The following is a 12,573-nucleotide window of genomic DNA, read 5'->3' on the forward strand; positions in this document are numbered from 1 at the left end:
CGAGCTTTTTTTGATATCAACTTATTTGTCAAAAAAACGAAGAGTGAGTTTTTTTCGTTACTTTGTTGTGTGATATGGCATGAATAGAGATTAGTTATTTTTTAATATCAAAGTGAATGCAGGCATTAATCAACGTAATGGAACAGACGCAGGTAGCTGCAGCAGCCATCGGCCTTATTCTCTTAATGCTGCTTGAGCAGGCCCATCCTTTTTTTGATTTTTTTAAGGGGTCAATACGAAAAAAGGGAAAACATTTGGCGGCCAATATGGCGCTGGGCCTCACCAATGCCTTACTTATTTCTGTTTTCTTTGTAGGCACCTGGCTATGGGCTTCTAACTGGGCCTACCAAAACCAATTTGGCCTTCTTAACTGGTTAGCGATAGCCGGATTGCCGGCATGGGGGCACACAGTGGGTGCCGTCCTGCTCATGGATCTCTGGATGTACCTCTGGCATCTTATCAATCATAAAATTCCTTTTCTCTGGCGTTTTCACCGCGTACACCATGCCGACCCCAATATGGATGTTACCACCGCAAGCCGCTTCCATACCGGGGAAATCGTCTTCTCTTCTCTACTACGTATCGGCGTGCTGCTACTTACCGGCATTTACCTTTGGGAACTTTTGCTATACGAAACGCTGATGTTTGCCGTCGTTCAACTACATCATGCAAATATCGCACTGCCGCCCAACGTGGATAAAGTGCTGCGGACAATCATCGTAACCCCGGCCATGCACAAAGTGCACCACTCTCGCTGGCAACCTGAAACAGACTCTAACTACAGTTCTCTTTTTTCTTTCTGGGATCGACTGTGCCAAACATTCCGGCTACATGATCCCCTTTCTAGCTTACGCATTGGACTTGATGAATTTGATACGCCCGAAGACCACAAAGTGCAGGGATTATTTACGATGCCCTTTAGAAAAGGTACTCGCCGACCTCCAGAAGAGTCGAATCAAGAATTGTAGCTACTGGCCAATATAATTTTTTCAAAGCTACCACACTTCTCTGCTAAAACCCCTATATTTTAATTTATGGACCAACAACATTTTCACATAAAAAATATGGTTTGCAGCCATTGTGCCGAAGTGCTGGAAGAAAAGCTTAGAGAAGCAAATTTCGAAGTACAGCACATTGAGCTTGGTGAACTGACCCTTTCACACCCTCTGGACACCGAAGAATACGAACGATTGCTTAACGTAATTCGAAGCAATGGGTTTGATTTAATAAACGATCAGGGCGGCCGCATCGTAGAGCAGATCAAGCAACTTATTATCCGCCAAGTGCGGGGGGATAAAGATTTGGAAGGCAACCTTTCCGACTACCTCTCCGAGCATGTCCACAAAGACTACCAGCAACTTAGTCGACTGTTCTCAAGCGTGGAGGGCAAATCGATTGAACGGTATTACATCCTGCAAAAGATTGAACGCGCTAAAGAATTGATTGTCTATGGCGAACAGAACCTGACTGAAATTGCCTACCTGTTGGGCTATAGCAGTCAGCAGCATTTTTCGCGCCAGTTTAAAAAAGAGACCGGCCTTGCCCCCTCCCACTTCAAAGAAATCAAGGAAAATAAACGGATCTCCATAGACCAGCTTTGACTTATAGGAGCCTTTGCCAAACCACACCGTCCCCGAAAATGTGATAAGCCCAGTTTTACAAAGGCCCTAAACAATGCTATGCTATTTTTGCCGAACATTGTCTTGCGATTGCAGCCGGGCCTGGGCGGCCGCCAGTCGCGCCACCGGTACTCGATAAGGTGAGCATGACACATAGTTGAGTCCCAGTTGATAACAAAACCGAACACTGGCAGGATCTCCCCCGTGCTCGCCACAGATCCCTATTTTTAGATCTTTTTTAACAGTGCGCCCTTTTTCAGTAGCCATTTTCACCAGCGCACCAACTCCTTCTTCATCCAGAATCTGGAAAGGGTCTGCTTTTAATATTCCTTTTTCCTGATAACTTTCTAAGAATTTACCAGCATCATCCCGGCTATACCCAAAGGTCATCTGCGTGAGGTCATTGGTTCCAAAGGAGAAAAAATCAGCCTCTGCTGCAATTTTATCAGCTACAATGGCCGCCCGTGGAATCTCAATCATCGTGCCCACTTTATATGCTATCGCTTCCCCTTCGTTATTAAACACCTTGGCAGCCACTCGGTCTATTACCTCATGTTGATGCATAAACTCTTCGGAGGTTCCCACCAGTGGAACCATAATTTCAGGCTTCACCTCCCGCCCATCTTTTTTGAGGTGAACCGCAGCTGACAGTACAGCATGCGTCTGCATTTCGGTTATCTCAGGATGGGTGATTCCCAGTCGACATCCCCGGTGCCCCAACATGGGATTAAATTCCTTTAGTACTCGTATCTTCTGTTTCAGGTTTTGAAAAGATATACCCAATTCCCCGGCCAGAGCTCTTACCCCTTCTTCCTCATCAGGCAAAAACTCATGCAACGGTGGATCAAGCAGCCGAATAGTCACCGGGCGCCCCTCCATGGCTTCAAAAATGTCCATAAAGTCCTGCTTTTGATACGGCAGCAGTTCTTCAAGGGCTTTTGCTCTTTCATCTTTATTTTCGGATAGAATCATTCGGCGCATAGCTGTAACTCGCTCCTCTCCGAAGAACATATGTTCGGTTCGAGCGAGCCCGATACCCTGGGCCCCGAATTCCAGGGCCCGGACCGCATCATCCGGAGTATCGGCATTCGTCCGTACCTCCATATCCCGGAGCTCATCCACCCAGCCCATAAACGTATAATAGCTGCTGCCAAAGGAAGGCTCTTCCACCTCCTTTTTGCCTTTAATAACAATGCCCTTAGCCCCATCAATGGAAATCCAGTCTCCCTCTTTAATAGTATTACCGTCACTGGTAAACAACAGGGCTTCATAATCAATGGCAATATCCGTACAGCCGGCAACACAAGGCTTTCCCCATCCACGGGCCACCACTGCAGCATGGCTGGTCATACCGCCTCGGGAGGTTAATATGCCTTCGGCTGCCGACATACCGCCTACATCTTCGGGACTGGTTTCTACACGGACTAAAATTACGGGCTCTCCCTTTTTGTGCTCCTCCTCAGCTTTTTCGGAACTGAAAACGACTTTACCCACTGCTGCTCCAGGCGAGGCCGGTAGCCCTTCACCAAGAATTTCACCGTCGCTGTACTCCGATTGATTTAGCTGCGGATGCAGGAGCTGATCCAAATGCGTTGGTTCAACCAGGTTCAAGACTGCCTTTTCCTTGGCGATAAGCTGCTCTTCCACCATATCTACGGCAATCTTAACGGCAGCCGCCCCGGTCCGCTTGCCATTGCGGGTTTGCAGAATATATAGTTTACCCTCCTGGATGGTAAATTCAATATCCTGCATATCGTGGTAATGTTCCTCCAGTTGACGGGTAACATTAAGCAGCTCTTGGTAGCTTTTGGGCATATCGTCTTTGAGCTCGCTGATATTCCGGGGCGTTCGTATTCCGGCTACCACGTCTTCTCCCTGGGCATTTACCAAAAATTCTCCGTACAGTTCATTGGTTCCATCCGCAGGATTACGTGTAAAACAGACCCCTGTAGCAGACTCTGCCCCCATATTACCAAAGACCATCACCTGCACATTTGCGGCCGTCCCCAGCAGACCCGTTATCCGGTTAATTTTCCGATATGTCTGGGCTCGCTGTGTATTCCAGGAACCCAGCACCGCGTTGATAGCATGACGAAGCTGATCTTTGGGCTCTTGGGGAAACTCATGGCCCGTATGATTCCTGTACACAGTTTTGTAGCGGGCCACCAGCTCTTTGAGCTCTGGAACTTCAAGCTCCGTATCCAACTTAACGTTTTGTTCATCTTTAAGCTCCTGCAAAACTTCTTCGAACAGTTCATGGCCTATACTCATAACTACATTACCAAACATATCAATAAACCGGCGATAACAGTCGTAAGCAAAACGCTCATTACCAGTCTTTTGAGCAAGGCCTTGCACCGAGCGATCATTGAGCCCCAGATTCAGAACGGTATCCATCATTCCCGGCATTGATACCGCTGCCCCAGAGCGAACGGAAACGAGCAGGGGATCATCCGTATCACCAAATTTGAGTCCCATGAGCTCTTCCAGTTGCGCAATATTTTGTTCAACCTGTTCCTTAACCCCGTCAGGCCACTCCTTCTCATGTTGGTTATAGTACTGGCAAACTTCTGCCGAAATCGTAAATCCGGGAGGGATGGGCAGTCCTATAGCACTCATCTCCGCAAGGTTGGCTCCCTTGCCACCCAACAAATCTTTCATCGTTTTATTGCCTTCTGCAGCTCCTGCGCCGAATGAATAAACATATTTATCAGCTTCCATAAACTCCCCCTCGCACCGGATTTTAAATCACTGATTACGGTTAGTATGATAACAGCAAAGGACCTAACTTTGTTCACCTCTGTGATAAATTACATCGCAGCATTGCTAAGCAGGCTAAAGTACTTATCGAACCTTCATCTCTTATTTACGCTGTAGCACGATGTGCCACTGATGGTTTTTGCCGGCCCTAAAACTCCCGGCACTGCACATCAGGTAATAGGTCCACATCCTGTAAAAGCGATTAGAATATCGTTGCTTTAACTCAGCCCAATGCTGCTGAAAGTTGTCATGCCAAGCCATAAGTGTCCGGTCATAATGATCTCCAAAGTTTTGCCACTCTTGCAATACAAATAACTCTCCTATGGCCCGTCCTATTTGATGAACCGAAGGAATCATAGAGTTTGGGAAGATATATTTTTCAATCCACGGATCTGTATTTCTAACGGACCTGTTGCCGCCAATGGTATGCAATACAAATGTACCACCGCGCGACAGGCATCGGGCCACGGTTTGCATATAGGTTCGGTAGTTTTTTACCCCTACATGCTCAAACATCCCTAAGGATACCACGTGGTCAAAAGGCTCGTCGATACTCCGGTAATCCTGAAGACGAATTTCGACCGGAAGTCCCTCGCAGCGCTGCTTAGCCCATTCCATCTGTTCTTTGGATATGGTAATGCCAACAACTTCGGCTTCATATTCCTGGGCCGCATACTGTGCGAAGCTTCCCCACCCACAACCGATATCAAGAACGCGGTCCCCCGGTTCCAATTCCAGGCGTCGGCAGACCATATCCAGTTTTTTCTCTTGAGCTTCTTCCAGCGTCTGGGCACCCTCCAACCAATAGCCACAGGTATAAACCATTCGCTTATCGAGCATAGCTTTAAAAAGGTCGTTACCGGTATCATAATGATGACGTCCCACCTGGCAAGCCCTCTTTTTTGACTGGCGGTTCTGGAGCGTTGAGGCAATCAGCAACCAAATACGCTGCCATAACCGAGATGTACGCTGATCCAACCTGGCTTTCAGAATGTGACAGAAAAAGGTATCAAGAGCTTCGGCATTCCACCAACGATCCATATATGCTTCTCCCAGCCCGATGGATCCTTCTCTTAGGATGCGATCATACAGATGGTCGTTATAGACTTGCATATCCCAAGGCCGATCTCCATCAATCTGGATGTCGGCTATTGCCAAATAATCCTGCACTTTTTGTTTCAGCTTCTTCATATGACCTTCCCTCTCAAAACAATTTTTCTTGACCATTGGATGTCCCCTTCCCTCTTTCTAAGATTAACGAATACCGGTAGTGGAATCAACCACTGGCAACAAAAGAATCACCTTTTTATGGTCCTACATGCTTATGGATATTTCCGCTATTGGACAAATAAAGATATGCACTGCATTTTTCCCAAGCTCGGCTTATCTTGGAAAAAATTTAATTTAGCCCAAAATAAAATGGCCCATTATAATTCTACCATACGCTGGCAAAGAAATGGTGCAACCTTTACCGACAATCGTTACAAGCGTTCGCATGAGTGGCACTTTGATGGCGGCGAGATCGTGAAAGCCTCTTCCTCACCCGAAGTGGTTCCGGTTCCGCTATCGGATCCCGCTGCCGTTGACCCGGAAGAGGCATTTATTGCCTCATTATCCAGCTGTCATATGCTGTGGTTTCTATCCATAGCGGCGAAGCATGGTTTTATCATTGACCGCTACCAGGATAAGGCCGAAGGATTAATGGCAAAAAATGACTCCGATCGGTTGGCGATCACACAGGTAACCTTACATCCAGAAGTTACCTACCTTAAGGATTCAGCTCCCGGCATTAAAGAGAATATGGACATGCATCATGAAGCTCATGAACAGTGCTTCATCGCCAATTCCGTACATACCGAAATCCAAATCAAGCCAACAATGGAGACCATTTCGGCTGGATAAAAACCCGTTTACCCGCCCCTTTATTCAGTATGGGCAACTAACCTCCAGAGTTCCGATTTAACATGATCTCGCGTAGAATAGATCGTATTGAACAGCTCCGGTATGTTAACATTCGTACCCATGGATTGGTTGATAATCGCGTCATTAAACCCATACTCCAGGTGTTCAAGCTTCTCGTAGTAATTGCCGGTAGCAAAGTTATATCCATATTCGGTACCCCCGGGTGTGAGTAGCGAATATACTTGCCAGCTGTTCATCTTCTCTTTATCAATTCTCCCTTCATGGATCGGCTTGGCCACTTCTTCTTCCAACATCAGGTAATCAGGGTTTTTACCCGGTGTTACCTTCATATAATCCATAATCATATACTTGCTGGGCGTGTCACCCGTAGAATCCATGATGGCATTCTCTAACTTCCACAATTCCGTTTTGACAACCGAGTTTTCAACCGTAGGCATATTCTCTGACTGCGCTTCCGGAGGGAAGTAATCAATGGATGTCACAGATGAAAAGATATTTTCGAAGGATGCAAGGTCAGAAGCGGTGACAATACTGACAAAATTATAATGATTCTCTTCTCCACCCGGATATTCAGCATGGTAAAGTGTCCAATCTTTAATCTCTCCGTTATCAGCCAACTTCTGGTAGGCAGAAGCCAGGTTTTCTTTCACAAGGTTCATAAATGTTGAAAGCTGCTCCTTATCAACACGGATATAATCGAATTTTTTATAGGTATCCTGACCGTTTTGAGAAAAGGCTGCAGTCGTAGTTATGGTGAGCAGGACGAGCAAAAGAGTAAACGTCTTCATAGGCATCCTCCGGTGACTTTATGAGTATGTGTAAGCAATTAACACAAAATTTTAGAAAAAAACACTCTAAATAGAAATTAATTGCATTATTTAGCTAAAGGACTTGGACTTCAGTAACGCCACGCTTTAGATTCAGGACTGCTCACACACTGCACGAATCGCAGCAAGGTTGTGCTTCCTGGTCATCAGTGCTCGATTCAATCTCCGTGGAGGTCATCATTTCTGAAAACGTAGAGTCTGAAAACCTGTGCTGTACGCGCACGGCATTACCAATGGCAATGAGGGCCACTCCCACATCCGCAAAAATAGCCGCCCACATCGAAGCATAGCCCATCACAGCCAATGCCATAATGCCTACCTTAATGCCCAGCGCTATCACAATATTCTGCCATACAATACGATGCGTAAAATGTGCAATATCAACGGCTAGTGGTATTTTGGAGGGTTGGTCGGTCTGAATGACCACATCTGCGGTTTCAATGGTAGCATCCGAACCAATGCCGCCCATGGCAAGTCCTACATCTGCCAAAGTGATGACCGGTGCATCATTGATACCATCACCCACAAAGCCGACCGTTCCGGAGCTGGCCAGCGCTCGTTCTACCCTTCGGTATTTTTCATCCGGCAATAGGTCGCCATACGCTTCATCGAGCCCCAGTTCACTGGCTATATAATCCACTACTCTCTGGTTATCGCCCGACAGCATGGCAATCTGACCAATACCCTGCTCCTTAAGCTTTGCCACGGCTTGCTTGCTATCCGGTTTAATTTGGTCTGCAATACTGATGGTTCCGGCATGCGTTCGGTCTACTGCCACATGGATAAAGGTATGAGGCTCAGCAAAAGAATTTTCATCAAGCTGGATACCATGCTGTAGTAAAAAGCCCCGGTTGCCCACCACTATTTCTTGCTGATCAACAATGCCTTTTACCCCCTTGCCGGATACCTCTTGCTGATCATGAACCGTCTTTAATATTTGGCCGTTGGTAGCACTTAGGATGGCCTTTGCCACCGGATGGGTGGACTGCTGTTCCAGCGAAGCAGCCAACGTCAGTAATTCATCCTTACTGAAACCATTCAAAGAGTTAATATCCTGCACCTCAAAATTTCCTTTTGTAAGCGTACCGGTCTTATCAACAAAAAGAGTGTCCATTTTCCGCAGTTGATCCAAAAAGTCAGATCCTTTAAGCAGGATACCGTTTTGTGAGGCGGCACCAATACCCCCAAAGTATCCGAGCGGAATAGAAATTACCAAGCCACAGGGACATGATACTACAAGAAAAATAAGTGCCCGGTAAAACCAATCCTGAAAAATATAGTTCTCAACGAGCAGGTACGGCATAAAGGTCAGGGCCACGGCCAGCCAAACAACAATCGGGGTGTAAACCGCAGCGAAGCGGGCTATAAAACGCTGGGTTGGTGCCTTGCGTTGCGAGGCCTCTTGTACCATCTCCAGGATGGAGGAGAGTTTTGTATCCTGGAAGTCACTCGTCACTCTAATACGCACAGGGGTATCCTGGTTGATAGATCCTGCCCATACTTCTTCCCCAGACTCCCGACTCATGGGCTTAGACTCACCGGTCAGGGCAGCCGTATTGAACGAAGCCTTATCGGTAAGCAAGAGACCGTCCAGTGGTACTTTTTCACCCGGCTTCACTTGAATTATCTCTTTCATTGCTACCTCAGAAGGATGCACCTCTTCGGTAGACCCCGACCGCTCAACAGTTGCTATATCAGGCTGCTGGTTAATCAACTCCCGAATGGAATGTTTGGCGCGATGCACCGCCCCGTGCTGCACATGTTCCCCAATCATATAGAAGAGCATAACAGCTACCCCTTCAGCATATTCCCCAATGGCAAAGGCCCCGACCGTGGCAATACCCATTAGCAGAAATTCACTGAAAATAGTGCCCTTAGCTATGGATTTGAAAGCCTTAACCCATACAGGTCCACCAACTACTAAGTAAGAAAGTATGTATAGCGGCAAATAAATATAACCGGAAAGGGCCAATACAAATTCAGCAATTAGACCTACCGCAAGTAATACACTACTGCTAATAACTTCTTTATATTTTTTAAAAAACAGGGTCATACGTTTTTTACTGGTACTAAGTTTTTCTTTTATGTCCAACATTCTATTCGTTGAATCACAATTTCTGATACATAAGATAAACAGGCGGCAACAGACAGACTTACAGATTTATGTAATTCTTGTGCAGAATTGTGTTGGCCTACTGCCTGGAGGAAGTAAAGAAGCGTAGAGGTATCACTTATTTTGTACCTTATATCAAAATAACGGACGTCAACCCAGAGGCTCTGGAATACCGCTATAAATTGCCTGACATTTCTTTGCAACTGTTAAATAAAAATTTTAGCATAAATCAGAGTCATCGGTAAAGTATGGGTATTATGTTAATTTCTTTAATCAACTATTATTATGGGCTATACACGACGCGATTTTCTTGCTCACCTTTCATTAGGATTTGGATCTATTGCCGCTACCCCCGGTCTTCATATGTTAACCAAAGTCAATAACTTCTTATCTCGCGCCGGTTTATCGGAGCTTCCCGATGATGAAAAGCTGGGTATCGCCCTGGTTGGCCTGGGAGGCTATGCTTCCGGACAATTGGCTCCCGCCTTACAAGAAACGAAGCTTTGCAAACTATCAGGTATTGTTACCGGCACCCCTGAGAAAGAAAAAATTTGGGCCGATAAATATGACATCCCCGAAGAAAATATTTACAACTACGAGACCTATGACCAGATAGCTGATAATGACGATATCGACATTATCTACGTAGTGCTGCCCAACAGTATGCATGCCGAGTACACCATTAGAGCCGCAGAAGCCGACAAACATGTGATATGTGAAAAACCCATGGCAACTTCCGTCGAGGACAGCCAGCGGATGCTTGAGGCCTGCAGGCAAGCAAAACGCAAACTCTCTATTGGTTACCGCCTGCATTTTGAGCCCTACAACCAGCATATGATGCACGCTGGACAGAATGAAGTATTTGGCCCGGTGCAACAAATGAGTGGTGAACACAGCTTTCCTCTTAATGACCCTACGGCATGGCGGCGCGATCAAGAGCTGGCCGGCGGTGGCCCATTGATGGATGTAGGCATTTATGTAATTCAAGCCGGTATCTATACTTATGGGCATCTTCCCACTTCGGTCATGGCCTGGGATAAAACCCAAGACACAGAGAGTTTTACGGATGTGGAAGGGACTATCGAGTGGGATCTCAACTTCCCGGATGATGTAACACTGCACGGACGATCAAGCTATGAGGAAGGCGGCAATAATTTTCGCGTAGAAGCAAGCGAGGGTTGGGCCGAACTGAGTCCGGCATACAGCTATGGAGGCATTCAGGGTGAAACCAGCAAAGGCCCAATGGATTTTCCGCAAGTTAACCAACAGGCGCTGCAGATGGATGACTTTGCCCGCTGTATTTTGGAGGATGAACCCAGCATCGTGCCCGGAGAGATGGGCAAGCGCGATATGATTACCATGGAGGCTATTTATAAATCGGCCGAAACGGGCAACGAAATCATGCTCAACTTTGACAAAGACAGCAACTTTCTTGATCCTGTAACAGATTAATTTATCTTTTTAGCCTCGGCTTAGATGGTATAGGCTGAATTGTTCAAAACTCTTTGTGGTAGGCCTGTCATATAGGAAACCCCTCAACCAATAAACGACTGGAAGAGGGGCTACATCCGTGAAAACTAATTTAGCCTACAGACATTTCAAATAATTACTTAAATCTCCAAAATGCTTTTCGAGATATGAAATAATGTCTGCTATAGCTTCGTCTAAAGCATGTTGCTTGGCATTAAAAGGAGTTCCATCGAAGTATTTTGCCTTTGTTCCCGGTCCATCCGGATACCCATGGTGGGCATCAATGGATTTTCGCCATCGCTCGGCATGTGTCCTCCATTCCTCTCTGTTAACCAGTTGAGGCTCTGCAAACCAAACATTCCAAGACAATATATTGCCATACTGTAACATATTACCAGAGGCCAGGTTGAATCCTGTCATAATGATTTTGTTAAACTCATCAACAACAGGATCATAGGTTTTTTTGACTTCTCCAATCTCGACTTCCACATTGCCCACCGTGTAAGCTTCATCCTCATGGCGGGCGAATTCTGGGCTCTCGAACCTCGAAGTCTCACCATCCCGGACAGGAAAAATAGGTCGATCAGGGTCTCCCAAATGATGGGTCTTAACCTTAATCGCATGTGCTTTATCCAAGGGAAAATCATGATAACTTTTTTCAAGAAGGGGCCAAATTAGCTGGCCTACCGTTCCCTGTTTGGGACTAAACCAGATTTTTCCTTCAACGGTCATGTCTGCTGCAAGCTTTCCTTTGGGCTCCTTAACCCATCCTCGTTGGCCCGTAACGGTAATTTCTGCATTAAGACAGACTTTGTCATCAATCCATACCCCCTGCTGTGGACATATGATTGAATATACTCGTCCGCGATTGTTATAACCAATCCTGGAAATATTCGGAGCAAACATTTGGAAACATCTCCCGGGATCAGCATGCCCCTTATTCGTTAGCCAACTGAACTCGGGCCACTTTACTGCCTGCTGGCGTTGTAGTAGATTAATATTAGCCATGTTACATAACATAGGCAATGAACTTAGATCGGGATTTGGATAAGCAAAATCGGAGTTTGATTCAGCAAATCCGCCTTCCCACCCTGGTGGTACTACACTTAAATTGTTTTTAGATGACATACTTTTCTATTTACTTTGTTAACGAATTAAAATTTTCCCAACACTCAGAAACCCCAAAAAGTCAAACCTCGAGCTTTGCACCTCTTTGATGTATCTGCTTACCAATTGAGCGTGGTATATGGTTCTGCAACTGTTCAAATCGATTGGCAATAGTTTCTCAGAAGCAAAGGAGGGTTTTGTTCCATTTATTATCTCCGATTCCCCATCCGTCAAGCTCGCCTCGTGTGTGAAGACAACCACCCTTCAGGGAAAAGCAATATTTCAAACTGACAATACTACCTACACTTGGATTTTGACAAAATTCACCTTTCGAAAGGTCTACTTTGGTATCACCGAATTGCACACCAAAGACCGATCCCTTAACCTCCAGCATTCCGCTCTTACAAATGGTACCACTAATTTTAAGTACTTTAATGTCAAAGCCAAATTGTTGGCAATCCTTTGTATTTGCTAAAGGTGCAATATTGTGATCTTCATGGGGTTGCCCCACTACTAAACTATCTTCAAGCAACGATTCAATAGGCTCATCGATTTGTGTGTTAGACTTGAACTTTTTGATCTGTTCTTCAGAAATATTCATAGCTCCTCTAATTTTGAATGATTTATTTAAGGTTTAATTAATATAATACACCTTAAAGTGTACCTGCCTGCCATTTAGTTTGATGGCATGACGTATCCAAAATAAATACCTCAATCTTATATATTGATTCATAAATCTTTAAAATTCCATCAT

General features: G+C 45.6%; 10 protein-coding genes. 4 read left to right on the forward strand and 6 right to left on the reverse strand.

Annotation, left to right across the window (positions count from 1 at the left end; translation table 11 throughout):
* Positions 1-116: 116 nt before the first annotated feature.
* Both J6I44_RS16235 and J6I44_RS16240 read left to right on the forward strand, forming a co-directional pair.
* Positions 117-968, forward strand: coding sequence for a sterol desaturase family protein (locus J6I44_RS16235; RefSeq protein ID WP_265767207.1), 852 nt, complete (start codon positions 117-119; stop codon positions 966-968).
* 66 nt (positions 969-1,034) lie between these two features.
* Positions 1,035-1,601: an AraC family transcriptional regulator gene (locus J6I44_RS16240; protein WP_265767208.1), complete on the forward strand. Its 567-nt coding sequence runs from the start codon at positions 1,035-1,037 to the stop codon at positions 1,599-1,601.
* 81 nt (positions 1,602-1,682) lie between these two features.
* Here J6I44_RS16240 and ppdK read toward each other — a convergent pair whose 3' ends face one another.
* Both ppdK and cfa read right to left on the reverse strand, forming a co-directional pair.
* Positions 1,683-4,340 carry a pyruvate, phosphate dikinase gene (ppdK, locus tag J6I44_RS16245; RefSeq protein ID WP_265767209.1) on the reverse strand — a complete coding sequence of 886 codons (2,658 nt, stop codon included), beginning with the start codon at positions 4,338-4,340 and terminating at the stop codon, positions 1,683-1,685.
* Between the two features lie 141 nt (positions 4,341-4,481).
* Complete coding sequence (gene cfa / locus J6I44_RS16250) at positions 4,482-5,570, reverse strand: cyclopropane fatty acyl phospholipid synthase (protein ID WP_265767210.1); 1,089 nt, start codon at positions 5,568-5,570, stop codon at positions 4,482-4,484.
* Positions 5,571-5,798: 228 nt separating this feature from the next.
* Between cfa and J6I44_RS16255 the strand changes: the two genes are divergently transcribed.
* Entirely contained in the window at positions 5,799-6,281 is a 483-nt protein-coding gene (locus J6I44_RS16255) for an OsmC family protein (RefSeq protein WP_265767211.1), read from the forward strand.
* Between the two features lie 20 nt (positions 6,282-6,301).
* On the opposite strand, the gene J6I44_RS16260 is transcribed toward J6I44_RS16255, so the two are convergent.
* Positions 6,302-7,090 (reverse strand): hypothetical protein, encoded by a 789-nt coding sequence (locus J6I44_RS16260; protein ID WP_265767212.1) that lies wholly within the window; start codon positions 7,088-7,090, stop codon positions 6,302-6,304.
* Between the two features lie 142 nt (positions 7,091-7,232).
* Entirely contained in the window at positions 7,233-9,224 is a 1,992-nt protein-coding gene (locus tag J6I44_RS16265) for a heavy metal translocating P-type ATPase (RefSeq protein WP_265767213.1), read from the reverse strand.
* Between the two features lie 303 nt (positions 9,225-9,527).
* On the opposite strand from J6I44_RS16265, the gene J6I44_RS16270 reads away from it, so the two are divergent.
* On the forward strand, positions 9,528-10,694 hold the full coding sequence (locus J6I44_RS16270) for a Gfo/Idh/MocA family protein (RefSeq protein WP_265767214.1): 1,167 nt from the start codon (positions 9,528-9,530) through the stop codon (positions 10,692-10,694).
* 135 nt (positions 10,695-10,829) lie between these two features.
* Here J6I44_RS16270 and J6I44_RS16275 read toward each other — a convergent pair whose 3' ends face one another.
* Positions 10,830-11,840 (reverse strand): hypothetical protein, encoded by a 1,011-nt coding sequence (locus J6I44_RS16275; RefSeq protein WP_265767215.1) that lies wholly within the window; start codon positions 11,838-11,840, stop codon positions 10,830-10,832.
* Positions 11,841-11,997: 157 nt separating this feature from the next.
* Positions 11,998-12,420, reverse strand: coding sequence for a hypothetical protein (locus J6I44_RS16280; protein ID WP_265767216.1), 423 nt, complete (start codon positions 12,418-12,420; stop codon positions 11,998-12,000).
* Positions 12,421-12,573 lie beyond the last annotated feature (153 nt).

The sequence above is a fragment of the Fodinibius salsisoli genome (assembly GCF_026229185.1).
Taxonomy (GTDB): domain Bacteria; phylum Bacteroidota; class Rhodothermia; order Balneolales; family Balneolaceae; genus Fodinibius; species Fodinibius salsisoli.